20 protein-coding genes, 1 tRNA gene and 4 pseudogenes are annotated in these 25,308 nt (G+C 41.1%); 8 read left to right on the top strand and 17 right to left on the bottom strand.

Annotated elements, in window-relative coordinates; genetic code table 11:
• Positions 1 to 1,746 precede the first annotated feature (1,746 nt).
• The 4 genes from flgE to A3217_RS06755 all read right to left on the bottom strand — a co-directional run bounded on the left by flgE (position 1,747) and on the right by A3217_RS06755 (position 6,225).
• Entirely contained in the window at positions 1,747 to 3,900 is a 2,154-nt protein-coding gene (gene flgE / locus A3217_RS06770; protein WP_066389086.1) for a flagellar hook protein FlgE, read from the bottom strand.
• Between the two features lie 104 nt (positions 3,901 to 4,004).
• Positions 4,005 to 5,675 carry a sensor histidine kinase gene (locus A3217_RS06765; RefSeq protein ID WP_066389085.1) on the bottom strand — a complete coding sequence of 557 codons (1,671 nt, stop codon included), beginning with the start codon at positions 5,673 to 5,675 and terminating at the stop codon, positions 4,005 to 4,007.
• Positions 5,672 to 5,962 carry a helix-turn-helix domain-containing protein gene (locus A3217_RS06760; RefSeq protein ID WP_066389083.1) on the bottom strand — a complete coding sequence of 97 codons (291 nt, stop codon included), beginning with the start codon at positions 5,960 to 5,962 and terminating at the stop codon, positions 5,672 to 5,674. Before A3217_RS06760 ends, A3217_RS06765 begins: the two co-directional genes overlap by 4 nt.
• A 47-nt stretch (positions 5,963 to 6,009) precedes the next feature.
• Complete coding sequence (locus A3217_RS06755; protein ID WP_066389777.1) at positions 6,010 to 6,225, bottom strand: helix-turn-helix domain-containing protein; 216 nt, start codon at positions 6,223 to 6,225, stop codon at positions 6,010 to 6,012.
• Positions 6,226 to 6,387: 162 nt separating this feature from the next.
• Between A3217_RS06755 and A3217_RS06750 the strand changes: the two genes are divergently transcribed.
• Both A3217_RS06750 and A3217_RS06745 read left to right on the top strand, forming a co-directional pair.
• Positions 6,388 to 6,594: a hypothetical protein gene (locus A3217_RS06750; protein ID WP_066389081.1), complete on the top strand. Its 207-nt coding sequence runs from the start codon at positions 6,388 to 6,390 to the stop codon at positions 6,592 to 6,594.
• 48 nt (positions 6,595 to 6,642) lie between these two features.
• A complete protein-coding gene (locus tag A3217_RS06745) occupies positions 6,643 to 7,674 on the top strand; it encodes a glycosyl transferase family 90 (protein WP_066389080.1) in 1,032 nt (343 codons plus the stop codon).
• Positions 7,675 to 7,763: 89 nt separating this feature from the next.
• On the opposite strand, the gene A3217_RS09555 is transcribed toward A3217_RS06745, so the two are convergent.
• A complete protein-coding gene (locus A3217_RS09555; protein WP_257722267.1) occupies positions 7,764 to 7,889 on the bottom strand; it encodes a hypothetical protein in 126 nt (41 codons plus the stop codon).
• A gap of 246 nt (positions 7,890 to 8,135) precedes the next feature.
• On the opposite strand from A3217_RS09555, the gene moaC reads away from it, so the two are divergent.
• The gene (gene moaC / locus A3217_RS06740; RefSeq protein ID WP_066389079.1) at positions 8,136 to 8,612 is read left to right on the top strand and encodes a cyclic pyranopterin monophosphate synthase MoaC; all 477 of its coding nucleotides are present in this window, start codon (positions 8,136 to 8,138) and stop codon (positions 8,610 to 8,612) included.
• An 8-nt stretch (positions 8,613 to 8,620) separates the two neighbouring features.
• Here the strand turns inward: moaC and A3217_RS06735 are convergent, their stop codons facing one another.
• Positions 8,621 to 9,049: a hydrogenase maturation nickel metallochaperone HypA/HybF gene (locus tag A3217_RS06735; RefSeq protein ID WP_231860220.1), complete on the bottom strand. Its 429-nt coding sequence runs from the start codon at positions 9,047 to 9,049 to the stop codon at positions 8,621 to 8,623.
• An 84-nt stretch (positions 9,050 to 9,133) separates the two neighbouring features.
• Here A3217_RS06735 and pta point away from each other — a divergent pair, with 84 nt between their 5' ends.
• The 5 genes and pseudogenes from pta to A3217_RS06710 all read left to right on the top strand — a co-directional run bounded on the left by pta (position 9,134) and on the right by A3217_RS06710 (position 13,139).
• Complete coding sequence (gene pta, locus A3217_RS06730) at positions 9,134 to 10,129, top strand: phosphate acetyltransferase (protein ID WP_066389078.1); 996 nt, start codon at positions 9,134 to 9,136, stop codon at positions 10,127 to 10,129.
• A gap of 134 nt (positions 10,130 to 10,263) precedes the next feature.
• The gene (locus A3217_RS06725) at positions 10,264 to 11,457 is read left to right on the top strand and encodes an acetate/propionate family kinase (protein WP_066389772.1); all 1,194 of its coding nucleotides are present in this window, start codon (positions 10,264 to 10,266) and stop codon (positions 11,455 to 11,457) included.
• 7 nt (positions 11,458 to 11,464) lie between these two features.
• Positions 11,465 to 12,563: pseudogene (locus A3217_RS06720) on the top strand (DNA-methyltransferase).
• A gap of 47 nt (positions 12,564 to 12,610) precedes the next feature.
• Positions 12,611 to 12,686, top strand: a tRNA-Phe gene (locus A3217_RS06715).
• A 114-nt stretch (positions 12,687 to 12,800) separates the two neighbouring features.
• Positions 12,801 to 13,139, top strand: coding sequence for a cupin domain-containing protein (locus tag A3217_RS06710; RefSeq protein WP_066389077.1), 339 nt, complete (start codon positions 12,801 to 12,803; stop codon positions 13,137 to 13,139).
• Between the two features lie 102 nt (positions 13,140 to 13,241).
• On the opposite strand, the gene A3217_RS06705 is transcribed toward A3217_RS06710, so the two are convergent.
• From A3217_RS06705 to tsaD, 11 genes and pseudogenes are all read right to left on the bottom strand, one after another.
• Positions 13,242 to 14,000: a nucleotidyltransferase family protein gene (locus A3217_RS06705; protein WP_066389075.1), complete on the bottom strand. Its 759-nt coding sequence runs from the start codon at positions 13,998 to 14,000 to the stop codon at positions 13,242 to 13,244.
• Positions 13,993 to 14,942 (bottom strand): annotated as a pseudogene (locus A3217_RS06700) (GHMP family kinase ATP-binding protein); the annotation flags it as partial. The gene A3217_RS06705 and the pseudogene A3217_RS06700, both read right to left, overlap by 8 nt.
• On the bottom strand, positions 14,879 to 15,577 hold the full coding sequence (locus A3217_RS09550) for a glycosyltransferase family 4 protein (RefSeq protein WP_257722287.1): 699 nt from the start codon (positions 15,575 to 15,577) through the stop codon (positions 14,879 to 14,881). The pseudogene A3217_RS06700 and the gene A3217_RS09550, both read right to left, overlap by 64 nt.
• 437 nt (positions 15,578 to 16,014) lie before the next feature.
• The gene (locus A3217_RS06690; RefSeq protein ID WP_066389071.1) at positions 16,015 to 18,063 is read right to left on the bottom strand and encodes a glycosyltransferase; all 2,049 of its coding nucleotides are present in this window, start codon (positions 18,061 to 18,063) and stop codon (positions 16,015 to 16,017) included.
• Positions 18,056 to 18,958 carry a glycosyltransferase family 2 protein gene (locus tag A3217_RS06685; protein WP_066389070.1) on the bottom strand — a complete coding sequence of 301 codons (903 nt, stop codon included), beginning with the start codon at positions 18,956 to 18,958 and terminating at the stop codon, positions 18,056 to 18,058. The genes A3217_RS06690 and A3217_RS06685 overlap by 8 nt, the downstream gene beginning before the upstream one ends.
• A 1,069-nt stretch (positions 18,959 to 20,027) precedes the next feature.
• Positions 20,028 to 20,330, bottom strand: a pseudogene (locus A3217_RS09695) (glycosyltransferase family 2 protein); the annotation flags it as partial.
• A gap of 69 nt (positions 20,331 to 20,399) precedes the next feature.
• A pseudogene (locus A3217_RS08830) lies at positions 20,400 to 20,741 on the bottom strand (glycosyltransferase family 2 protein); the annotation flags it as partial.
• The gene (locus tag A3217_RS06675) at positions 20,731 to 21,939 is read right to left on the bottom strand and encodes a glycosyltransferase (protein WP_066389067.1); all 1,209 of its coding nucleotides are present in this window, start codon (positions 21,937 to 21,939) and stop codon (positions 20,731 to 20,733) included. The gene A3217_RS06675 and the pseudogene A3217_RS08830, both read right to left, overlap by 11 nt.
• 165 nt (positions 21,940 to 22,104) lie before the next feature.
• On the bottom strand, positions 22,105 to 22,338 hold the full coding sequence (yedF, locus tag A3217_RS06670; RefSeq protein ID WP_066389066.1) for a sulfurtransferase-like selenium metabolism protein YedF: 234 nt from the start codon (positions 22,336 to 22,338) through the stop codon (positions 22,105 to 22,107).
• Position 22,339: 1 nt separating this feature from the next.
• Entirely contained in the window at positions 22,340 to 23,557 is a 1,218-nt protein-coding gene (gene yedE, locus A3217_RS06665) for a selenium metabolism membrane protein YedE/FdhT (protein ID WP_066389065.1), read from the bottom strand.
• A 174-nt stretch (positions 23,558 to 23,731) separates the two neighbouring features.
• A complete protein-coding gene (gene tsaD, locus A3217_RS09630) occupies positions 23,732 to 25,195 on the bottom strand; it encodes a tRNA (adenosine(37)-N6)-threonylcarbamoyltransferase complex transferase subunit TsaD (protein WP_066389064.1) in 1,464 nt (487 codons plus the stop codon).
• Positions 25,196 to 25,308: the final 113 nt, after the last annotated feature.

Raw genomic sequence — 25,308 nt, 5'->3', positions numbered from 1 at the left:
GCACTTAGAATCTGGCAAATTTCCTTGCCTAGTGTATTTGTCATGCTTTCCACATTTCCTTTTGCATCTGGCACTTGCTTGGTAAAATCTAGCGTTTTGTAGGATTCAAACACATTAAGTATCGCATTCATATCCGCGCCTATGCGTTGTTGCAGGACATCTAGCATATTGTTAAGCACATCTTTAAGTGCCCTTAGTTGTGGGTTGCTTGGATTTTGCGTAATGCGCGCGGTGAAATTGCCACTCTCAACCTCTTTTGCAGTTTGTGTGCTTTGCTCGATTGCAACCTTATCTTGTTCAAGGCTTTGTTGCACGATTTGGATATTGTGATTTATCTCTAAAATCGCGCGTCCTAGCTCATCTTCTGCCTTTGGAGTTACAAGGTGCGGTGGCGTGTCGCGCTTATGATTGAGATAGTCAAAAAAGCCAAAAAGCAAATGGCTCATATTGTTTATGCGCGCTACGATTTGTGATTTGATAAAGAAAAACATTGCTAAGCACACGACTGCTACCATTATCATATTTGAGATTATCATTAGTGTGCGCAAGCTCATAACAGGTGCCAACACAGAATCTAGAGGTGCTGAGACAATAAGCGTCCATGTCGCCAAACCATTGCCAATATCGACATTTGCCACGCTTGCGCGACTAACTTCATTAAGCGAGTTGGTGTAATCAAAAATTCCTTCAATTTGATTTTCAATAGCATGTTTGAGTTCATTCATTGTAGGGTTTTGATTGACTTCGCGTAAATATTTGCCTAAAAATTCCTTGCGTCCATGTACTGCAATTGTAGAATCTGTGGAATACATAGCCTTAAAGTCGCCCTTAAAAATCGATTTGCTAGGATCTTGCAATAGTGTTGTGATGCTTGATAAATCAATAAAGATTCCCACCACACCCGCTACTTTGCCGTCCTTGTCAAGAAGTGGCTGATTTATCCCCACGCCAAAATATTCTTTTCCTCCTATTTTTTGGTGTGTTGGGCGTCCTATGGTTGGCTTTCCTGAAGCTAGCGTCTCTTTGGTGCTACCAAAATTTGTTACTACATCATCTGCTTGTAAAATTTCTACCCCACCTTTTGTTTGTATGTCATTATCAACAGCTAGTATCATAAATTCACCATTTTTCAAGCGGTGCTTTGGATTTAGGATATTCGCATTGCTAAAGGCAGGATCTTTTATATATACATAGCCGATTTGCCCCCATTTGTTGCTATCGAGCATATTTACAATATTAGATTCCATTGATTCTTGGTCTTCACTGCGGGCGCGCAAAAGGAAATCGTTTAGGTAAATATGTGAAATATCCACAACCACATAGATTTCATTTAAAATATTTTCAACAAGGTTTGCCTCGCGTGCTGCACCATTGATAAGAAGTTTGTTTGCCTCTTGTGTTTGAATAGAGCGTGTATTTTGCATAACAATAAGAGTCAACGCGCCCATACAAATGATTAATACAAGCGAAAGTGTCGCCATAATCTTTGAGCCAATACCCATTTTGCTAAAAAAATTCATTTCCCACCTCTCCCTTTAATTGTTTAATTGTGAAATTTTTGCTTGTATTTTGAGTGTTTTGACCCATAGCACTAAGCGCATAGTCTTTAGACTACCACAACTACGATTTTAAAGCGTAAAGATTTAGAAGTTTTCGCTTAAGATTTCGCTTTTTTGTTACAAGTTAGTAATTTTTGGAGTAGAGTAGGAAGAGTGCGGGAATACCCCGCGTGATTAATGAACCAAATTATTGCTTCAAGTTTAGCAAAGTGTTAAGAATCTGGTCTGAGGTTGTTACCGCCTTTGAATTAGCTTGGAATCCTCTCTGCACGACAATGAGCTGCGTCAAACTGCGACTTAAATCCACATTGCTCATCTCTAGCTTACTACCGCTTACACCACCACGTCTACCGGTATTTGCAGCACCTACCATTGGCTCGCCGGAGTTTCCTGTGCGTGAGAATACATTTCCGCCTTCTGCTTGCAAACCACTATTGTTAGCGAAGTTTGCAAGTGCGACTTGTGCGAGTGCGATTGACTTACCATTGCTAAATGCGCCCAAAAGTGAGCCATTAGAATCAAAGCGTATATCCATTAAATCACCCGCTTGGTAGCCATTTTGGTTGATTGCGTAGGTTTCTGAAATTTTATCTACGCTAGTAAGTCCGCCAAAACTTTGATTTGTCCCAAATTTTAGCTCGATTCTCTGCGGATTTGAGCCATTTTTTGGATCAATTTGGACAATTGGCGGATTCATACCTGCCAAACTTCCGTCGCTATTAAATGTTGCCCTTCCGCCTTCAAAAACATTGGGTCTTGTTGCCGAGCCACCTACAAACTGCGCCGGCTCCGGGACTATGGCTCTAAAGCTCCATTCCGCATCGCCTGTTTTCCAAAATTCAAAGCGCAAGTTATGCTTACTTCCCAAACTATCAACAACATCAACGCTCGTGCTATGCGTTGTTTTGTTAATTTTGCCTGAAGCGATTGCCGCACCACCTTCGATAAATGATGAGGTATTAAGCGCTTTCATCGTGTCTTTAAACAACACATTACTTGTGATAAGTCCTGAAGCGTGCGCGCTTACATAAATATTAAGGTTACGCACTTCATCATCTTCATCATCTTTGTTTTGCATTTCAAGCATACCATACTTATTGACTACTACTGACACGCTGGCAGTGCTTTCGTGGTATTGCTTTTCTGGATTTTTAATCATATTTGCATCATATTGCATAAGCGCGCGTAAATCCTCAGTCGTCCTAAATTGCCCTGTGGTAGAATCTGCGTCACTTGATTTTGTGTAGCGGTATCTAAAGGCTGTAATATCCTCTTCGCCCTCTACAAAGTTTGCAAATACGCCTGTGCCACCGGCGGTGATTCTGACATTTTTGAGTTTTTCGCCCCCATCAAGCTGGTTTTTATTCTCTAAGCGCAACATTCCTGCATCGACATAGGCTTCAACACCTGTTTTATCGCGGTAAGAGTTGATAGCGTTTTGCGCTGCGACAAGTGAGCTAATGCCTGTCATCGTAGAGTTATTGCTAAAGCTGATATTTTCGCCATTTACGCCGATAGTGCTAACTTCTTGCGTGTTTTCGACTTGATTTCTAATCACTGAAGTTTTGTAGCTCACCCAAATACCTTGATTCTCGTTTAGATTAAACGCATCGCCATCACCATTAAATAGCACGCCAAAATCCTCCGCCACCTGTGCCAAACGCCCTCTAGAATCATACACAGGCGCTGTGCCATCAGATGCTGTAATCGTCGTAGAATCAAGCGTAGCAATATCCGCCACACTTTCAGTATGCCTGCCGGCATTGAGATTTGCACGCAGGGTTACACTTGTCGTTGAGCGCGCTGGCATTACCATTCCGGGGTCGATTTGGATATTGCGCACTGGACCCGTATTATCCACTCTAAAAAAGTCAAATTCAGTCATTTGTGCGGTATTGGCGCTATCTAGTGTATCGCGCACCCACCCTTGCACGACATAGCCACCTGTGGTGACAAGATTCCCATTTGCGTCAAAGAGAAACTCGCCATTCCTCGTGTAATTATGCGTGGTGCCACGATCTGGACTGATGATAAAAAACCCATCACCCTCAATTGCAATATCTGTTTTTACATCTGTATTTTGCGTGTTACCTTGCGAAAATACCTTTGTCGTAGCATCTACGCCCACACCAAGCCCAATGGAGAAGTCATTTTGCCCACCCAAGCCGTTTTTGTATGGTGAAGTCGCGATAAGCTTCACTTGGGAGAGCATATCCACAAATGACGCGCGTGAATATTTAAAGCCCACGGTATTGACATTGGCAATGTTGTTGCTCTCAACATCTAGGGCGATTTGGTGAGCTTGCATACCGCTCACACCAGACCACAACGACTTTAGCATAGTTATCCTTTCGAAGCGAATTTGATATCTAGCTAAAAAGCAAGTTTTATTCCAAAAAGTTTGTGAGGAATTAAAAGAAATGAAAAATCCATTGATGACAAAATTTATACTGCGTGAAAAGTCACCACAAACTCGCTTCCCTTGCCAAACGTGCTAGAAAGCCTAATTGTTGCATTATGGAATTTTGCGATAGATTTCACAATGGAAAGCCCAAGCCCACTGCCACCAAGCTGTTTGCTCCGACTTTTATCTACGCAGTAAAAGCGCTCAAAAACGCGCTCTAAAGATTCCTTTGGAATCCCACTGCCATTATCCTTGACACTCACATACACAAAAGAATCTTTTTGCTCGATACGCAGTTGCACGAAGCCTTTTTTATGGTTGTATTTAATGGCATTTTCGCAGAGATTATAAATCATATCTTCTAAAAGCACGTTATTTCCCATTACAAAGCATTCCTTGAGTTTTGCGCGCAAGTTTATGTGTTGCTTTTGCGCTGGAAGCTCAAGGCGCTTGAGGACATTTTCGGCAAGTATCTTAAGATTAATGCGCGTTTTTTGCACTTCTGCTTGCCCTTCATCAAGAAAAGAAAGTTTGAGAATCTCATTTATCATTGCCAAAAGTTTTGTGGCTTCTTTTTGGATTTTTTCCACAAATTGCGGGAAATCAGCCTGCGCGATGAGGTTATTTTGCATCATTTCACTGCTTGCTAAAATCACGCTTAAAGGTGTTTTGAGCTCGTGCGTAACATTTGCGCTAAATTCCCTGCGTAAGGCTTGTGCTTGAGCTTGCAAACCCATATCACGCACAAAAGCAATAAGTCCTTTAAATTTATTTTTTGCATAAATTGGCACGATGAGAATCTCACATTCTTTATTTTGTAGTGTGAGCGTATGTGTGCGCTGGGTGGGTTTTTTAATTTTTTTAAACTCCGCCATATCGTGCAAAATTTGCTGCATTGCTGGGCTTTCTTGCATTTTGTCAATATCACTAGTAATCTCGCCCAAATACCCTTGCAGCGCACTATTTGTAAGCAAAACTTTGCCATTTTTGTTTAATAGCATAAGCCCTTCGTTCATATTTTGCGTGAGAGTGAGCATTTGTATTTGTTTTTGTTTTAAGCCTTTGAGTTGGTTTTTTAAAAGCTTGTGTTGGGATTTAATCATCTCGACAAATGGGTTTAATTCCCTGTATGGCGCTTTTTGCTTAGTGTTTGTTGCATTGAAATTTTTTAAGGGCTTAATAATTGCACGCGTAAGAATCCTTGCGATAAAAAAGCACAACACAAGCGCGCTTAGAATCTCAATTCCAAAATAAGGCGCAAACTCCGCAATCAGCGCATAAATATTACTTTTTGCCAAAGCTAGACGCAAAATATAATTCGTATCTTTTAAACTCACGCGCTTTGCAAAATAGAGCATATCACTCTTATTGCTATGAGAGTAGCGCATACTGCGCCCTTCTTTGGATTCTAAGGCTTGTGCTACTTCCTCCCTAGATTTGTGATTTTCAAGTTTTGAAGGAAATAGCGCAAACTCCGTGTCATAAATAACCGCGCCATCTTGACTAATCACGCTTAGTCGGTAAGGCGGGATTGTGAGTTTCTTTTCAAGCACAGATTCTAAAAATGGCTCGATATTGCGCGCTTGATTTTCAAGCTCTTGAAAAGTTTGTTTTTTAAGAGAGGATTCTAAAATAAAAAGCATAAAGGCATTTGCAAGCCCTAAAAACAGCGCACTTGTAAGAAAAATCGCTAAAAAAATCTTTGTATTCATTGTGCGCTTGTTTTGGATTCTAGTTTGTAGCCAACGTCGTGGATTGTTTTGATTTTTTGCCCCCAGATTCCTAGCTTTTGACGCAGGGTCTTTATATGTATGTCAAGTGTGCGTGATTGCGCGCTGCAACCCCAGACATTTAGAATCACAATTTGAGGCAGGCTTTGTTTGAGGGTGTCTTTAAAATCTTTAACTTTTGAACATCCTTTTGCTTTCAAACCTTGAGAGTTAAGCGCATACAACACAAGCTCTAAAATCGAAGTGTCGTATTCTAACATATAAATCATAGAAACTCCCCGATAGTCTTACTTTTTGCGTGCGTATTTTAGCATTTTTACGAGCAAATACCTGCTTCTTTGAGGCGCGCTTTTAAATCGCGATAACCCAAAAGCTCAATGTAATTCTCCAAATAGCTTTTCACCCAGTAGGGAAACTCCTTGCTGCACCCCCAATTATTCACGCTCTGTGGGTTTATTCCAACCATTTGTGCGAAATCTTTTTGGGATAATTTAGCACGCGCAAGCAAAACTTTAAATTCTCTTTTTTCCATACGCAACTTTTTAGCAAAAAGCATTCCATTGTTAAACTTAAAATATACTCTTAAGAGTATATTAATATTATAAAAAATACTCATAAGAATATAAATTAAGTTTAAATTTATAAAAATGCAATTATAATCGCAGGCTTTGAATCACACTGATTGGGAGAATACATGAGCGATGACGAACTTCAGAATCTAAACAATTTCACAAACCTTAAAATAAACACACAAGCATTATTGCAGTTAGAGATGCAGGATTTTGCAAAGATCAAAGAGATTGTTTTAAGCCTCAAAGAGAGACATTTGCACATTTTAACCCAGACGCAATCCGCATTGAAAGAAAATAAATTGCAAAGCAATGAGTTTTTGCATAGTTAAAAGGTAAAATACCGTGCAAAAATTTTGCAAGAATATTTAAGGATTGCTGTGGAATCGAAATTTCTTTACAATCTCAAGGGCATTGGCAGAATGCTAACGCCAAGTTTTTTGCTCAATTTAGAGCGCGAAATTGCGAGTATTTGGGAGTTTGATTCTGCGACTTTAGAATCTATGCAAGCGCGCGTGCGCTATTATTGCAAATTAAGCGCGCCTTTTAGCTTGCAAAATGCTAACTGCCCCACCCCATCACTAGCAAACTCGCCTTTTAGGATAGAATCTCCCAAAATCTCTTTGCTCAAAGACGCGTATAGGGGGCATTACTTCAGCGCGTATTATTATGATGGCTATGAGTTTAGCCGCTATTTTACGCGTGGGCTTTTGATAGGTTGCGCGTTTGGTGATGTGAATTATTATTTGCAAAAGCCAGCCATTACAAAATCGCGTCCCATAGCGGACTTTGGCGATATTTCCAAAAACTCGGTGCTTTTGAAGCTTGATAAAGACAGGCATTTTGCGTTTGTAAAAGATTCCATTCCTTTTGAATCTAAGCGTGATATTCTCTTTTTCCGCGGGGCAGCCTATCAGCAACATAGAATCAAATTTTTAGAAAAATTTTTTCACGCACCATTTTGTGATGTCGCCCACACGGGCAAAAAAGAGGCTTTGCCACAATTTTATAAGTCCAAAGTAAGCAAAGAAGCGCATTTGCCTTATAAATTTTTGTTAAGTTTAGAGGGCAATGATGTTGCGAGCAATTTAAAATGGATTTTAAGCTCAAACTCGCTGTGTTTAAGCCCAAAAATGAAGTTTGAAACTTGGTTTATGGAGGGCAAGCTTGAATCAGGAGTGCATTATGTGCGCATTAGTGATGAGTATGAAGATGTGGAAGAGATTGTAGAATATTACAAAGCTAACCCTGCACGTGCAAAAGAGATTATCCAAAACGCCAATGAGTTTTGCGCGCAGTTTTTCAACCCCAAAATCGAACACGCGCTAGCGCTTTTGGTGCTAAGAAAATATTTTTACCTAAGCGGACAGATTGAAATTAGTGCGCAAGAGAAGGCATTTTTTGGCTGCTAGAGAGTTTTGCGCGTTTCAGATTCTATTCCATTAAATTGTATCGCTTACGCGGGAGTGAATCCCGCTTCAGCTCCGCTTCGCGCACACACTCAACGCGTTTTGGTTGATGAGATTCTAAGATTCTGCAACGCTGTTTGGAGAATCTTAGAATCTTCGCCTAAAGGCTCAGAATGACAAAGAGAGAGGTTAATATAACAAGCCTTATTTTTTGTCATTCTGAGCACAAGCGAAGAATCTTAATATCTTAGCTTTAGAATTAGAATCTATTCCTTTAGATTGTATCACTTACAAGAGCCCCTTGTAAGCTCCGCTACGCGTGCATACTCGGCGCGTTTTAGAGGCTTAGATTCTAAGATTCTGTAACGCTGTTTGGTGGTTTTAGATTCTTAATTTAAGAAATGCTACAATGCGGAAAATTTAGCAAATTTAGTAACCCCAAAAAAGTGGGAGAGGGAGGAAATATGCCACTTACGCACATTAATGAGCGCAATAATCCAAATATGGTAGATGTCAGCCAAAAGTCCATAACCACACGTGAGGCGCTTGCAAGCGGGAAAATCACCCTAAGCAAAGAAGCTTATGAAGCCGTGATGCAAAACACTGCCAAAAAAGGTCCTGTGATACAAACCGCTATAATCGCGGCAATTATGGCGGCTAAAAATACCGCTCAAGCAATCCCTATGTGCCACCCGCTATTTTTAAGCAAAATCGAAGTGACCATTCACCCGCTTGAATCTGAATGCGCGCTTAGAGTAGAAGCATTGGTAAAATGCGAGGGCAAAACCGGCGTTGAAATGGAAGCGCTTCATAGCGTGAGCATAGGACTTTTAACCATTTATGATATGCTAAAAGCAATTGATAAAAAAATGCTTATTAGCGATATTCATTTAGAACAAAAACGCGGTGGCAAAAGCGGAGATTTTAGTTTTGAGTGTTAAGTGCGCTTTTAGCACATCTCAAGGCGCATAAGATAGAGCTCTTCACCGGCGGTTGTATGGAGATTTTGCGAGTGGCATTGCGGACAGAGAAAATGATTTTGCAAAAGCACACCTTCAAAACCGCATTGATTGCATTGTATTTGCACATCTTCGATTTCAATAATAAGTTCAGCTTGACTAAAAAGTGCTTCACTCTTAAAACCTTCAAACGCCCTCTGTAAATAATGTGCTTCAACGCCACTGAGACGTCCCACTTTTAGCTCGATTTTGAGAATCTTTGTTGCGTTATTTTCCTGCGCATTTTTTTCACATACTAAAAGCAAATCTTGAATTATGGCGAGTTCGTGCATTGTAAAGTCCTTTAGCAAGGTTATTTCAGAAATTTTTATATTTGCAGATTCTAGCGAGTTTTTGGCGTATTGTGTAAAAACTGCCAAACTTAGCTTTTAAGACAAATAAACCTAATTAGCGTTAATTTAGCTAGCTTAGTATGTAGAAAGGTTTTGATTAAGGAGGGAAAAATGGAGATTTTAGAAGCATTCAAGGCACGAGCTAAGGGGGCGAAAAAAACAATCGTTTTGCCTGAAAGTAGCGATGAGCGTACGCTTAAAGCCGCGCATTTAGTCCTGCAAGAAGATTTTGCAAAGATTATTCTTATCGGGAAAAAAGAGACGTTGTTAAAGCGTGCGGAGAGTTTGGGGCTGGATTTATCGCGGGCGGAGTTTGTGGATAGCGAAGATTCTAACTTGTTGGAGGAGTTTATCGCGCTTTTTGTGGAATTGCGCAAGTATAAGGGGATGGATTCTCAAAAAGCTGCGGAATTACTCAAGAATCCGCTGTATTTTGGCGTGGCGCTTGTGAAAAGTAAAAGGGCTGATGGTATGGTAGCAGGCGCTATCAACGCGACTTCTGATGTGCTGCGCGCGAGTTTGCAGATTATTGGCAAGGCGCAGGATTCTAAGATTGTTTCAAGTTTTTTTATTATGATTGTGCCTGATTGTGAATATGGCTATAACGGGGGCTTTGTTTTTGCAGATTGCGGACTTTGTCAGAATCCTAGCAGTGAGGAGCTTGCCTATATCGCGCTAGATTCTGCAAAAAGCTTTCAAACACTTTTAGGACAAACGCCTTATGTGGGAATGTTAAGCCACTCAACTTATGGCAGTGCCTCGCATACAGATGTTGATAAGGTGGTGCAAGCCACGCAACTTGCAAAAAAACTAAGCCCCGAGCTTGCGCTTGATGGGGAATTGCAACTTGATGCGGCTATCGTGCCAAGCGTGGGAGAATCTAAGGCAAAAGGTTCAAGTGTTGCTGGGAGGGCAAATGTGCTTGTGTTTCCGGATTTAGATTCTGGAAATATCGGTTACAAGCTTGTGCAACGTTTAGCAAAGGCGCAGGCATATGGTCCTATCACGCAGGGCTTGAGCGCGCCGGTGAATGATTTATCGCGAGGTTGCAGTGCAGAGGATATTGTCGGCGTGGTGGCAATCACAGCATTGCAAGCGGTGCGGTAAAATCATCAGTTTTGCAAGCAGTAGGCATTTTGTAAGTATCAAAAAAGGTTTTTAAGTATGTGCGCGAAAGCGAAGCCTTAGCGAGGGCGAAAGGCGATTTGCTCGCACAAAGAGGATATATTAAAGGAGTAAAGATGAATATTCTAGTTATAAATTGTGGCAGTTCGTCATTAAAATTTCAGCTCATTGATGCAAATACCGAGAAACTCCTTGCATCTGGGATTTGTGATAGGATAGGGATTGAAGGAAGTGTGTTGCAGTATAAGGGCAAAGATGGAGTGAAAAAGACGCAAGAAACGCGCATTCTTAATCATTCAGAAGCGATTTCTCTTGTGCTAAAAACTCTCACGGATTCTGGCACGATTAGCACGCTTGATGAGATTGCAGCGGTGGGGCATAGGATTGTGCATGGGGGTGAATACTTTAAAGAATCTGTGCTTATTGATGATGAGGTGATAAAAAATATTAATGATTGCTCTGCGCTCGCACCTTTGCATAATCCTGCGCATTTAATGGGGATTAGAGCTTGTCACGAAATTATGCCAAAAACACCTATGGTGGCGGTTTTTGACACGGCATTTCATCAGAGTATCCCGCCAAAAGCCTTTATGTATGGCGTGCCTTATGAATGGTATGAAAAGCACAAGGTGCGCAAATATGGCTTCCACGGGACAAGTCATAAATATGTCTCACAGCGCACAGCGGAATTTTTGGGGCTTGATTTGCAAAATTCTAAGATTATTGTTTGTCATCTTGGAAATGGTTCATCGATTTCTGCGATTAAAAATGGCAAGTGTATTGATACGAGTATGGGACTTACACCGCTTGAGGGGCTTATTATGGGGACGAGGAGCGGGGATTTGGACCCGGCGATTTTGGATTACATTGCTGATAGGGAAGGGCTTAATACTAAGGCGATTGTGAATATTTTGAATAAAAAATCTGGAGTTTTGGGGATTTCTGGGATTTCGAGTGATTTTAGGGATTTGCTTGATGCGGATTTGAAGGGAAATGAGCGCGCGAAGCTTGCGCGTGCGGCTTTTGCGTATCGTGTGGTGAAATATATTGGTTCATTTTGCGCGGTGCTTATTGGCGTTGATGCGATTAGCTTTTGCGCTGGTGTGGGTGAAAACGCGCAGTTTATACGCGGTATGATTGTGGAGCATTTGGACTTTTTGGGTGTGAAGCTTGATAATGAGGCAAATAAAGTGTGTGGCAAGGAGGCTATCATCTCTACATCAGATTCTAAGGTGAAAGTGTGCGTTGTGCCTACAAATGAGGAGCTTGTCATTGCGCGTGATACTAAGGCGATTGTGGAGAGGCTTTAGCATTTAAATGCCTTTGGAAACGCTAAATACCACGTCTGTCAATACCATTTTGCAAGGCGACTGCATTGAGATTCTAAAAAGCTTAGAGAGTGAAAGTGTAGATTTGATCTTTGCAGACCCGCCATACTTTATGCAAACAAATGGCGCACTTTTGCGCGTGGAGGGGAATGCGTTTAGTGGTTGTGATGATGCTTGGGATAAATTTGAAGACTTGAAAGATTATGATAGATTTAGTGAAGCTTGGCTTAAAGAATGTCGCCGTGTGCTTAAGAAAAGTGGCTCAATATGGGTGATTGGGAGTTTTCATAATATTTATCGTTTGGGCTACATTATGCAAAATTTGGGATTTTGGGTACTCAATGATATTGTATGGGCAAAAAGCAATCCTGTGCCAAATTTTCGTGGGAATCGCTTCTGCAACGCTCACGAGAGCCTGCTTTGGTGCGCTAAAGACAAAAATGCAAAATATACTTTTAATTATAAAAGTATGAAAGCTTACAATAATAACAAACAAATGCGTTCGATTTGGGAAATAGGAATCTGCACCGGTAGTGAGCGACTAAAGAATGAGGATGGGAAAAAGGCGCATTCCACGCAAAAGCCTGAAGGTTTATTGGAGCGCGTTATACTTTCTAGCTCAAAAGAGGGCGATTTGGTGCTTGACCCATTTTTTGGGAGTGGGACAACAGGCGCTGTGGCTAAAAGATTTGGACGCAATTTTTTAGGAATCGAGCGTGAAAAAAGCTATATAGAGTTAGCAAAAAAGCGCATAGGTTCTGTAACCTTTCTGCCAAATGCTATAAGCAGTGGCAAGCTAGAATCTAAGCCCCCCCCCCAAAGTCAGTCTGCAAGAGCTCATTCATGCTAAATTTTTAGAGCTAGGCGAGGTATTTTATGATAGAAAAGGACAGCCTATTTGCAGACTTTTAGAATCTAACAAAGTGCAGGATATTAGGGATAATGAGATTCTAAGTATCCATAAAATGGCAGCAAAAGTATTGAGTAAGAGCAACTATAATGGCTGGGGGTATTTTTATGTTATGCGTGGTGGGGGATTGAAAGTGCTTGATAGCTTAAGAGAGCAAAAATGCACGAATTTTTATTAATTTAAGCGTAATTTTAAGCATTAGATTCTATAATCGCGCTTCTTTTTGGCTTGATAGCTCAGTCGGTAGAGCAGAAGACTGAAAATCTTCGTGTCGGTGGTTCGATTCCGCCTCAAGCCACCATTTGCAATTTTCTACAAACTACAAGTCGTAAAAATTACCAATTACTATATTTTATTGTTTTTTCTAAAGTTAGCGCGCGTTGTTGTATTTGTAAAAACATTTAAGGAGTGGATTATGGAGATTGTGCGATGGAGTGAAGGTGCGTTTGAAAAAGATGGCGTGAAAGTGCAGGTGCTAGTGCAGAATTCTAACGCAAAAGAGATACAGATTTTGCTTGCGAAAAATGGTGTGATGAAAGAGCATAAAGCACCTTTTGATATTAGCGTGCAGGTGCTTTGCGGGAATATTTGGTTTGAAGTGGGCGGGGAGCGTGTGGAGATGGGTGCGCTTGATATGGTGTGCCTTAAGGCGAGTGTGCCACATTCTTTGGGTGGGATAGAAGATTCCATAGTGCGCTTATCGTTGGCACAAAGGGATTCTTTAGCGCGTGTAAGCGCAGTGCTGAAAAATTAAGGGATTTTATAGGGTGGTTTTTAGCATATTTAATAAATGCGTGATAATTTTTTGCTTGTTTGGCGCAGTGGCTAATTCCGCGAGTTCGCCTAACTCTCCTCTTTAATTTTTAAGTAAAGTATGAGAACAAGACAAAGACTTTGTGTTTTTAAGATTTGCAAAAAATCTTTGTGCTTTTGTGTAATCTTGTGGCACTCCAATATCAATAAATTCTGAATCTTTGATAAACCCCAAAGGCTTAATGTCTGGGCAATGCTCTTGGATAAATTTCTCAAAGCTAAAGCACTCATTTAAGTCAAAATTTTTGAAAATATGTGAATCTATGCAGTAGATTCCAGCATTTATGAGGTTTGAATCACAGGGAGAAAAATGTGTAATAATACCTTTAGAATCTAGCTTGACTCCTCCATAACGCGTATTTTCTAGGGCTTTAAGTGCCATAGAAAGCAGGCTTTTATCTTTCTGCATTTGTGCGCTAGTATGAATAAAAAATTCACCTAAGTTAATATCTAAAAAACTATCGCCATTAAGCACAAGGACATATTTGCTAGCGCAAGATAAAAGGGCATTTTTGATTGCCCCACCTGTGCCAAGTGGGCTAGATTCTCTACAATAGCTAAGAGTAAGACCTAAAAAATTTGCTCCAAAATATTCCTTGATACGCTCAGCCTTGTATCCTGTGCTTAATATGATATGTTTCAACCCACTCTGTGCGCACTGATGTAATAAAATCTCTAAAAATGGCAAGCCATTAATCTTAGCCATAGGTTTTGGAATCTCGTCCCCTATCATACTTCGTAATCGTGTGCCAAGCCCACCAGCTAGGATTATACACTCTATTTGTTTGGAGTTTTTATTCATAGATTCTCCACCCAAGCATACCTGCTTTAACAAAGCTAAATGGCACTACCTTACCATCTAGCATATCAAGCGCATCTATAAGATTCTTTTTGTTTTGTGGTTGGGTGAAGAAAAACATAAAGCCACCACCACCAGCCCCACTAATTTTACCGCTATATGCTCCATTTTGCATAGCAGTATCATAGATTAGCTCAATATGGCTATTGCTAATATTTTTAGTTACTTGCTTTTTGTGCTCCCACGACTTTCCAAGGATATATCCAAGCCTTTTGATTTCGCCTTTAAGCAATGCCTCTTTCATTTCTAGGCAATCTTGCTTAAGAGAATGCATAGCAAGCATGGATTGTTCTTTTTGGAGACAGGATTTTTTCTCTTCTTCTATAAGAGAGGCTTTGCGTGTGATATTGGTGAAATACAGCACCATAGATTCTTCAAGTTCGTTTATGATATAGTTTTTCACGCGTAAGGGATTGACTATTACGCGTTTTTGTTCGTAGAATTCCATAAAGTTAAAGCCACCAAAAGTAGCCGCATATTGATCTTGCGCCCCACCTACTATACCTATATCCTCGCGTTCTATTTCATAGGCAAGTTTGGCTATATCATACTCGCCAAGTGGGAGGTTGAGCCATTCACTAAATGCCTTGATAATAGCCACAACAAGTGTAGAGCTACCACCAAGCCCGCTACCACTAGGCACATCAGAGTATGTATAAAGCGAGAAACCTCTAGTGGGGGGGGGGCAATATTCATAAGCCTATTATAAATGCCCTTATATAGTAACATATCACCCTCTAAAGGGAGTGTGTTTGAGAGTGGGAGGAGGGTGGATTGTTTAGAATCTGTGCTTTCAAAATATATCTTTTTGTCATCACGCTCTATGATAGTGCAATGCACAAAAAGTGAAATCGTGGCATTAAGCACCAACCCACCAAAGCGATTACTATTTGCAAGATTACATCTGCAAACTCTTGTGGCGTATTTGCCAGCAATAAATGTTCCTTGTCTTTAGCTTGGTAGATTGGATTTGCTCCAAGATTATTAGTAACTACGATTTGCCCAAGAGCTAAGGATTCTAAGATTTTGTTTTGGATTCCTCCACCACTTTGCATAGGTGCTACAATACAAAGTGCATTGCTTAGAATCTCATAAGGATCTTGCACAAATCCAAGTATTTGGGTTTGTGTGCTTTGTAAAGAGAGAATCTTTTCACTAGGATTTGCTCCTATAATGAGAAAGCGGAATTTGTGCTTGCTTTGTGCTAAGAGCGGCATTACTTTATGCGCGAAATAAAGACACGCATCGATATTTGGTTGATAATCCATCTTGCCAAAAAAGCAAATTGCATTTTTATATTGCGCTTGCTTTTTTGTATTTGGTGTGTAGTTGAGAAGTGCTTCATTGCTCCCGTGAGGTATAAGGATAGCATTGCCTTTATCTTTATAGGCTAGAGCTTCAAATTTATTTACAAATAAGCTTGCATCAAAGCTTTCTACGCATTTGGTTTCAAAGTGCGCCAGACGTCTAGATTCTATAAAATAGATGGATTTCCAAAATAGTGATTGTGTGTTTTTCATAGATCGCTTATAGTTAATGGCAATAGAATCTGTAATATCAACAATATTAACTGCTAGGTTTTTATCAAGCATATATTTGGCAGTGCGGATAAGCACACTTATAGCAATATTAATTTGTTCTTTTTGCAAAAGTGTATTTATAAAATGTGCCACATCACTAAAGTAATAATACCCCACCTGCAGGCTTTCCCCACTAAAAATCGCACGAAACGCCTTGAGGTAAGAAGAGAATTTGGATTTGTAAAAAATCTTTAATTCCTTGCATAATGGCTCAATACGCGCTATGTCCTCTTTGCTTAAGGCGGTGTGAGAGATAAGCACAAAATACACTTCATATTTACAAGAGAGAATCTCTAATGTAGCAAAGAGCTTTATCCTGTCTCCACCAATAAGTGGATAAGGAAACCTTGAGGCGAGCAGTAACAATTTGGGTTTCATTAGCTAGCCAAAGGTGTAGGATTATTGCAAGGAGTGAGAGTAGATAAAAGAGGGTAGTGGTATGTGAGGAAAAGGGGTTTTACTTCATATCCCCCCCCCCTTATTGCATTTTCCAACGTATTTGTATAATGCGCGATAATTTTTTGCTTGTTATAGCGCGCAGTGGCTAATTTGCGAGAGTTCGCCCCTAAAATTGTTCTTTGTTCGTTGCTTAAGGCAAGCATAAGGCGCATAGCAAGATATAGGCTTTGCGCACTTTTTGTATCGCACAAAAAGCCGTTGTGTCCTTGTATTACTACCTCTTTGCAACCCGGCGCGTTGCTTGCGATGATGGGCTTACCCATACTCATTGCCTCTAGCAGGCTCATTGGCACGCCCTCACGATAGCTAGGCAATACGACACACGAGCTTTGCGCGATTATTTCTCGCACATCAGAGCTAAAGCCTAGATATTTTACAATGCCCTCACGCTCCCACTGCGCGATTTGCTCTTCCTTTATCGCGCTTGGATTCTGTGCGCTTTGTGCGCCCAGAAGATAAAATCTTATTGTATATCCCCCCCCCCTTATTGCATTTTCTAGCTCATTTTTTAGCATACGCGCGGCTTCTACAAATTCACCCACGCCCTTATCCCAAAGCATTCTTGCAGCAAGCAAAAAGATAAAAGGCTCTTTAGGGTCTTTGGATTCTTCGCTTCGCTCAGAATGACAAAGTGGCTCAGAATGACAAGGGGGCTCAATATGACAAGCCTTAGTTTTGTCATATTGAGCGTTAGCGAAATATCTTTTAGAATCTTTAGAATTTGCGCTAGATTCTGTTTTAAACCCTTTGGATTCTGTCTTAAAATTCGGATGGAAAAATTCTGTATCCACACCCTCGCTATCAAGCAAAAATGCGCGATTTGGTGCAATTATTTTGCGCGCTAAAAATTCTGCCTTGTCATCGAGATTGAGAAACCATACTTGAGTCGTTTTTCTGAGCGCTATTTTATACATTTTGCACACAAGCGCGCGCAACAGACGCTTTTTGAGCCCATCACCTATAAACACATACCCAAGCCCTGTGATTACCGCGATATTTGGGGTTTTTAGTATATTACTCGCAAGAGAGCCATAAATCACAGGCTTAATTGTGTAGTTAAAAATCATTTGTGGGCGCAAACTCTTAAGCAAGCGATAAATTTCAATCATCGACTTAGTGTCGCGCAAGGGATTGAGCCCTTTAGAATCTATGGTGATATTGTGCAAGTTAAAGTCATATTTCAAAAGATGCTTGCTTGCGTTATTGAACTGCGATGAGGTTGTGTTTCTTGTATCTTGCGTGCTTTCTGTGTTTTTAGAGTTTTCAAATAATGGTGCGAGAATGTGGATTTCATAGCCTATATTTTGCAATGTTACAAGCACTTCAAGGCGAAAATTTAGCATACCTTGCGTAGTGTTTGAGATAAAGGCGAGTTTTGGCTTTGTAGATTCTATTTCTTTAAGCGCACAATCAACGCTTTTTGATTGATGGGAATCTAGGATTCTATGGCGAGATTCTGCAAATTCTTGCGTGTTTTGTGCCATCAGCGATAATAGGGCGTTTTTGTAGTGCTTAATGATATGTGAGATTTCAAAACGAGCGATGACATACTCACGCGCATTTTGCCCTAAATGCAAGGCTTTGAGTGGGTTTTGTGCGAGATAGGCGCAGGCTTGATAGAGCGCGTGAGAGTCTTTTGTTGGGATAAGGATTGCGTTTGCGCTAAGGGTGAAATTTTTTAGATTTTCAAAGGGCGGCTTGGCACATTCCTTGCAACCACTCACATTTGTTGTGATGATGGGTTTTCCCATGCTCATAGCTTCTAGCAAAATGCGCGGGACACCTTCTTTATAAAAGCTAGGCAATACGACACACGAGCTTTGCGCGATTATTTCTCGCACATCAGAGCTAAAGCCTAGATATTTTACAATGCCCTCACGCTCCCACTGCGCGATTTGCTCTTCCTTTATCGCGCTTGGATTCTCACAATCACATTCTCCGAGTAGCCAAAAATACACCTTACGCACAGCGCACCTCTTGCATCTGTGATGTGGAGTGTAAAAAATTTATTTTGTGATTGATTGAAAAAGGCAGTGTTTGGGAAAGCCAAAGGATTACTTCATATTGCCCCCCCCCCTTGTTGGAATCTATCAGATTCTTAAACACATCAAAGCATTTATGCAATGGTTTCAAAACCACAAACAATGGAAATTTGCTTAAAGCATTTTCTTGCCAACTTTTAAAGCATTCCATATTCGCGCGCAAGATATTAGCCACGCTTGCATTTGATGCGCCACCTAAGCGCATTTTGACAAAGCATTCATCGATATAGAGACTTTTTGCGCGATATTTTTGCAAAAATCGCAGCATTAGTTCATAGTCACTTGCGATTTTATACTGAAGCTTAAATCCCCCATAGCGCACAAACAATTCTTTTTTAGCATAAAAGCTAGGGTGTGGTGGGTGGAATCCTAGCTTGAAAGAAAGCGGGCTAAAAGGTTTTCCGCGCAAGATTCTCTGTGTTTGCAAGGAATTATTTACATAATTTATGTTGGCGTAAATTATTTCTATATCATTTGTTGGCTTTGCAAAACCCCACGCAATGAGGCTTGCAATATATTTACTTGCGAAAAAATCATCAGAATTTAAAAATCCTATTATCTCACCGGTGGCGCGGGCTAAGCCCTTATTCATCGCATCATAAATGCCATTATCGCGCTCACTAAAAATCTTAAACTCAAAACCCTTGTTTGCATAAAGCTTTTTATAACTTTGTGCGATAGCAAGCGTATTATCGCTACTTTTGCCATCAATGATAATATGCTCTATATTTGTATAATCCTGCTTCAACACAGAATCTAACGTTGCGCATAGAGTTTTTGCAGAGTTAAAAGTCGCTGTGATAATAGAGATTTTACGCACAGCGCACCTCTGGTATCGAGGTGCAAAATCGAGATTTTAGAATTTCACCTTGCCAAATGTGAGGATAAATCCAAGCAAGCGCATATAGGTTAAAGCGCGATTCCAATACATAAGCGAAAGTATGCACGATGCGACATAAGGCGATTTGCCAAAGAAGCGCGCGAGCTTGAGAAAGATTTTTGCGCGCGGATTGTAGGCGTTGGTAAGCCCAGCGTGCGCAGTGTGAGAATGTGCGCGTGAGGCGTGGGTGCGCGGATTGCGATAAAGGAGTGCGTGCGCATTGAGACGCAATAGCGCAATATGTTTGGCGTATTGCTTCTCTAAACATTGCATTGCCCCCCCCCCTTATTGGCATTTCACTGCCTTGTGGGGACGCAAGAGTTTGAGTGGAGGTTTGAAACGCGTTAAAATCTAGCGCGTCTAAAACATTTGCGATTTCATCTTTTTGGCAGATTCTAAGCTCTAGCACGATAAGCGCGCAAAGATTGTAACTCATACGCGTTGCGATAGGTTCTAAAAAATTTGATGTTGTGCTAAGTGTAATTGCTAGCCTACCTTTGCTTAAATCCCGCAAATATTGCGCTATGAAACACATATCATCGATTTTTTTGTGCGTATTACGCGTATTTTGCGTAGCAGAAGTGGAATTTAGTGCGTAGAAATAAAGTCGCTTATTAACGCTCACATAGCTTTTTGCAAGGTTTGCGATGACAAAAAACTTCAGCATATCTTCTGCCATCGTCAGCGGATTTGTGATATGCTCAATATACATCGCACTTTGCCTAAGCAAGCTTGTCTTGTAGCATTTATCCCAAAGGGTGAATTTGGGAAACTGCTTGCTTTTAAGGAAAAAATTATACGCGATTTGTTCATTTTGAAGTGGAGCGCGCGAAAAGCATGTGGGCAAAAGATAGCGAAGCTTATGTTTGCAGTTTTCCACAAAACCCGCGTTTTTGTCTCCTAAATAATGCGCCTTAAAATGGATAATATCAGCCATCATACTTTGGCTAGATTCTGTATTTTGCCTCAATTCCTTTTTCGCAAGACCAGCCACTTTCCCCCACGCCATCTCGCACGCGTTTAACTCTAAATAATCATCAGCATCTAAAAATAGTAGATATTCCCCTAAAGCGTGCTTTATGCCCTCCAATCTAGCGTTGAATGTTCCTAGATTTTGCGCGTTGTGGATTATGCGGATTCTGGAATCTTTGTCTGCAAAACTCTGCGCGATTTTTATAGAATCATCACTCCCGCAGTCATCAACAATGAGAATCTCAATATCACTAAAGGTTTGATTTATGCAAGATTCTAAACACCTTGCAATGTAGTGCTCGACATTGTAAGTGGGGATAACAATAGAGATTTTACTCATATTGCCCCCCCCCCCAATTACATTTTCAAGGTTAGGATTAGGGATAAAATTTACATTATTGAGTGCTTTTTTGGTGTGTGTAATCGCGCGGTAGAGGACTTTGCAGGTACATAGCTCGATATAATCATCAGAATCTAGCGGAAGGATATATTCCCCCCTTGCTTCTTTCTCTCCGCTTAGTCGTGCGCCAAAGAGTCCGAGATTGCGAGGATTATGGATTATGCGGATTCTGGAATCTTTGTCTGCAAAACTCTGCGCGATTTTTATAGAATCATCACTCCCGCAATCATCAACAACGAGAATCTCAATATCACTAAAGGTTTGATTTATGCAAGATTCTAAACATCTTGCAATGTAGCACTCGACATTGTAAGTGGGGATAATGATAGAGAAAAATGGGCTATGCTGCATATGCAAGCCCTTGCGTGGTGGTTAGGGTAGTGTGTGTGGAGAAATGCTTGATTACTTCATACTGCCCCCCCCCCTCTTTGGCTATTTTAGCTTTTACAAGCTCATAGTAAAGCCCTTGTAGAGAATCTAGCATTTTGTCTTTTGTGAAATGCTTCACAAAACGCGCGCGGGCGTTTGTCGCATAAAAATCGTAGTTTTGCGAGATTGTAAGCACGGCTTGGGCTATGGCTTGCGGATTTTTTGGCGGGACTACAAATCCGCTCACTCCATTTTCATTCACAAAAGACACGCCAGAGCCTTTAATCTCACAAGAGACGACAGGCACGCTATGCGCCATTGCTTCGATTTGGACGAGACCAAAAGCCTCGTTTTTTGTAATTGAAGATAATACAAAAACTCCTACTTTTTCATAGAATCTAGGCAATTCCTCATCAGCAATGAAGCCCAAAAATTCCACCCGTTTTTCAAGCTCTAATTCTTTCACAAGTTTCTTTAATTCATTTTCCATAGGACCACTTCCGCCCAAAAGCAAGCAGTATTCTTTGGGCAAAAACTTTAATGCCCCAATGGCGTATTCAAAGCCCTTGTATTCTACAAATCGCCCGAGTGCAAAGAGCAGTTTTGTATCTTTTTGCGTTGGCGTTTTTAGCGCGCTATGTGGGCTAATACCAGATGGGATAATGGCGCATTTATTTGGGTAGAGTTTGAGAAATTCAGATTCTCTAACGTAGTTTGGACTTGTCGCAATGATAGAATCTGCGCGCTCCAAAAGCCAAGATAGCAGGGGTTTGTAGAGTTTTAAAAGATGTTTTTGCTTGATAATGTCAGAATGCCAATGCAAAATGATGATTTTATCTTTCAAATTGCTTAGGCGCAGGGCGAGATTTGCCATAGGGTCTGGCAAATGCACATGGATAATGTCATAGCCGCTCAAAAACGCGCGCAAAAAGTAAATCATCTGCGGCGTTATGGAAGTGCGCGCAAGCAAGCCGTAGCTTTTTGTGCGGTAGATTCTAGAATGCGAGGGTGTTATATCAAGGGAGAATTTAGCCTTAGAGTTTGAGCAAAGCACATCACAAATCTCCCCGCGCTCATTCATACCCTCGACTATATCGCTCATCGTGCGTTCAATCCCGCCCATATCAGGTGGATAGAATTTGCCAAGCTGGAGGATTTTGAGCGGTTTGTTAGGTTTCACAAATATCCTTTAGTCATTTTGTAGAATCTAAAATGTGCGCGATTGTAGCACAAAACCATTTAAGGCACAAATAATTGTCGCTAGCTAAATTTTTATGAGATTATTTTGTGGCGCGTGCAATGACAAATAAAGCTACGCGTCATTGCAAGGCTTTTTTCATGGAATCTAAGGTTTTTTGATGACAAATCGCAGTGTTGGACCATCTTGCTCGATTAGAAGCACTTCAAATCCACGCGCTTTGGCATCGTGTGGGATAGAATTTATGCTCTGCGGGCAGTCGCATAGCACTTCTAGCACCTCGCCACTTTTTAGCTCCGGCAACACATCAAGTGTTGCGATGGCAGGATATGGGCAAGCCTCACCTTGTAGATTGATAGAATAAGTGATTTGCGTCTCCATTTTAAGCACCCCTTTTAAAGAAAAAGTAACGATAAATTAGCACCAAGCATAGCGTGCCAATGAGCAAAGAGAGATTTACACCAAGTCCGCCTAGCTTGCCAAACACTTCTAGGAGGTTGATTTTCACACCTGAAACAAATGCGCTAGGTAGATAATCATAACCTAGTGCCAGTGCCATAGTGCCGACTATGTTTGCAATCCCAGCGATGACAAAGTGCATCTGCCCTTCGCACGCGCGATACATCCACCCGCACTCGCAACCTCCGGCAAACACAATCCCAAAGCCAAATAAGAAACCACCAGCTGCAATCGCAAGGCTTATCTCAATAACCTTTGCCCCACCACCTTGAAGCACAAAGCCAAAAGCGATGATACTCGCGGCAATCATCCCAATAATCGCACCTTTTGTCGCAATATCTCTACCAAATAAAAACAAATCTCTAAAGCACGAAGTGAAGCATACCTGCCCTTTTGCGATGACAAAGCCAAAGGTAAAGCCAAAGATAAGTGCGAGAGCAAGCAGACTTTGCTTGTCTTTTGGGTTAATAGCGGGATTTGTAATGATGAGATACGCCACCCACGCGATAAAAAGCGCAAACACAACAATGCCATAGCTAAAATGTCGCTTCGCACGCGTTTTATCTACCGGGATAGCGCAACCACTGCCATTTGTCCTAACAAGCTTTGCGCGAGGCTTGAAAAAAGGCATATTACACACTTTTACACCAAGATAAATCCCAATAACCATAAAGAGCGTGAAAACCCAAGTATGTAAGGAAAAATAAGGAAGTCCTGTAAAGAAGTTTGCCAAGTTGCAACCAAACGCAAGACGCGCGCCAAAACCTGCTAAAAAGCCTCCAACAATGGCTTGAAAAACGCGGATTCTGCTAGCTGGCAGGCGGAACTTTACTTTATTTGCCCACAAAGACGCCACAAGACAGCCTACAAACATACCAATAAGCATAATGCCATCAGTGCGCGTAAGTGGTGTGCCATTAAGATTTTGCTTTTGGTAATAAGAAAATCCGCTTAAATCCGCCCCAAAAAGCTCCAAAAACTCGCCACCCCAACGCGTCATTTCGCCTGTTACAGCCCACACGCCACCGAAGATTCCGAAATATACGGCTGAAAGCACACCTAGTATAATCATCGCCACGCCGATATTCCAAAAATTCACAAGATATTTACGAAGAGAAAAAATATGAGAGAAAGAATCCATAGAGAACTCCTAATTTAAACTTGTATTTAGCCAAACCTTGGCTCTTTTAGGCTCTTATTTGTAGAAAAAAATGCGGGCGGATTATAATAATCTTTGACTTAAACTTATCTTTATACGCGCTATAATTTTTTGTTGTAAAGTTGATTTTTAAGGATTCTTGGTAATTAAATCTTTTTAAGAAATAAAATCCCCTTTAATAAAATCCTCTGGCAAACTTTTTGGATAAATCGCATCGCTAAGTGGTGAAAAGCCTGCTGTGCGCTCTGCTGGGCTTTTTGGTGCATTTTTGAGTGCGTGCTTATAGGCTTCTATCCCAAGGCGTCCCATCATCGCGGCATTATCCGAGCAAAACTCTAGCGGGGCGTAAAGGGGTGTTTTGCCAAATTCTTTGCAAAGAGATTCTATATGTGCGCGTAAAGTGAGATTTGCGCTCGCTCCGCCAACTACGCCAAAATATTCAAATTTTTCACCAAAGCGCGCAAAAAATTTCCTTGTTTTATCAAGCAAATGCGCGCAAGCAGCGCTTTGAAAGCTTGCACAAATTTGAGCGATAAAGCTTTCATTCCATTTTAATGTATCGCCTTCACGGAAGTGAATTCCGCTCGTCTCCGCTTCGCATTCATACTCGATATTTTTTTGATTGCTAAGATTTTGCGGATTCTGCAATGCCGTTTGGGGGTTTTGAGATTCTATCCCATTTAATGTATCGCCTTGCGGGAGTGAATCCCGCTTCGTCTCGCTTACGCTCGCGCACATACTCGGCGCTTTTTGGTTGATTGGATTATAAGATTCTGTAATGTTGTTTGGTTGGTAAGATTCTATTCCATTAGTTGGTATCGTCTGCGCGCAGTCAAATCCCGCTTTACACACATACTTAGCATTTTGCGCATTTTTGGATTTTGTAGAATCTGCGCTTTTTGCGTATTTTTGGATTTCTAAGCGCACGGCATTTTTTAATCCTGAAAAGCTAAAATTTAGTCCCTTATCGTGTTTGAGTGGAAGTGGCAAAGGGAGAAGTGCGCCATCATATTTGCGCGCAAAAGATTCTACAATTCCCCCGCCCGGATAGCCAAGTGAAAGCATTTTTGCCACTTTGTCAAAACTCTCGCCAAAGCTATCATCAAGGCTTTGAGAAATAAGCGCAATATGTGAAAAATCGCGCATTAAAAGTAGCTGCGTATGCCCGCCACTCACAAGTAAGATTCCAAGTCCTTTGCCGATTTTTGCCTGCATTTGCCCGATGAAAAGCGAGTAAATATGTCCCTTGAGATGATTGAGATACAAAAGCGGAATATTGAGACTTAGCGCCAATGCGTTTGCCATACATACGCCCTCACTTAGTGTTACACTAAGACCGGGGCGGTTGGTAACTGCGATGGCTTTAATGGGCGCGAATGGATTTTCCTTATTATTTGATGTCCTTTGCGCGCTAAAATCTATAAGAAAATTTTTGAGCTGTTCTAATAAAAGCGGGAGATTCTGTGCGTGAAGACGTGAGGCAATCTCTGGCACGACACCGCCAAAGCGCGTGTGGGCTAAGTCCTGTGAGATTTTGCGCGCAAAAAGAAGCTCACAAGTCTCTAAAGAAGTAAGTGCAAGCGAGCTGTCATCGCAGCTAGATTCTATGCTAAGTATCATTGCGGGATTTCCTAAGTTGTGGATTTTCTTAAGCGACGCCATTATAACACAGGACTTTATTTTGTTGTGAAACTTAGAGAGAAAAACGTTAAACTTGATTAACCTAAGCTAAA

Origin of the sequence: Helicobacter himalayensis (assembly GCF_001602095.1) — a bacterium.
In the GTDB taxonomy this organism is placed as follows: Bacteria; Campylobacterota; Campylobacteria; order Campylobacterales; family Helicobacteraceae; genus Helicobacter_F; species Helicobacter_F himalayensis.
The sequence above is the reverse complement of the archived record's forward strand: the minus strand, read 5'-3'. Positions and strand labels throughout refer to the sequence as shown.

What these genes read in the sequence shown, in the direction of transcription:
- flgE (WP_066389086.1), bottom strand. Translation starts at nt 3,900, where the DNA reads ATGCTAAAGTCGTTGTGGTCTGGTGTGAGCGGTATGCAAGCTCACCAA.
- A3217_RS06765 (WP_066389085.1), bottom strand. Translation starts at nt 5,675, where the DNA reads ATGAATACAAAGATTTTTTTAGCGATTTTTCTTACAAGTGCGCTGTTT.
- A3217_RS06760 (WP_066389083.1), bottom strand. Translation starts at nt 5,962, where the DNA reads ATGATTTATATGTTAGAATACGACACTTCGATTTTAGAGCTTGTGTTG.
- A3217_RS06755 (WP_066389777.1), bottom strand. Translation starts at nt 6,225, where the DNA reads ATGGAAAAAAGAGAATTTAAAGTTTTGCTTGCGCGTGCTAAATTATCC.
- A3217_RS06750 (WP_066389081.1), top strand. Translation starts at nt 6,388, where the DNA reads ATGAGCGATGACGAACTTCAGAATCTAAACAATTTCACAAACCTTAAA.
- A3217_RS09555 (WP_257722267.1), bottom strand. Translation starts at nt 7,889, where the DNA reads ATGACAAAAAATAAGGCTTGTTATATTAACCTCTCTCTTTGTCATTCT.
- moaC (WP_066389079.1), top strand. Translation starts at nt 8,136, where the DNA reads ATGCCACTTACGCACATTAATGAGCGCAATAATCCAAATATGGTAGAT.
- pta (WP_066389078.1), top strand. Translation starts at nt 9,134, where the DNA reads ATGGAGATTTTAGAAGCATTCAAGGCACGAGCTAAGGGGGCGAAAAAA.
- A3217_RS06725 (WP_066389772.1), top strand. Translation starts at nt 10,264, where the DNA reads ATGAATATTCTAGTTATAAATTGTGGCAGTTCGTCATTAAAATTTCAG.
- A3217_RS06710 (WP_066389077.1), top strand. Translation starts at nt 12,801, where the DNA reads ATGGAGATTGTGCGATGGAGTGAAGGTGCGTTTGAAAAAGATGGCGTG.
- A3217_RS06705 (WP_066389075.1), bottom strand. Translation starts at nt 14,000, where the DNA reads ATGAATAAAAACTCCAAACAAATAGAGTGTATAATCCTAGCTGGTGGG.
- A3217_RS09550 (WP_257722287.1), bottom strand. Translation starts at nt 15,577, where the DNA reads ATGAAAAACACACAATCACTATTTTGGAAATCCATCTATTTTATAGAA.
- yedF (WP_066389066.1), bottom strand. Translation starts at nt 22,338, where the DNA reads ATGGAGACGCAAATCACTTATTCTATCAATCTACAAGGTGAGGCTTGC.
- yedE (WP_066389065.1), bottom strand. Translation starts at nt 23,557, where the DNA reads ATGGATTCTTTCTCTCATATTTTTTCTCTTCGTAAATATCTTGTGAAT.
- tsaD (WP_066389064.1), bottom strand. Translation starts at nt 25,195, where the DNA reads ATGATACTTAGCATAGAATCTAGCTGCGATGACAGCTCGCTTGCACTT.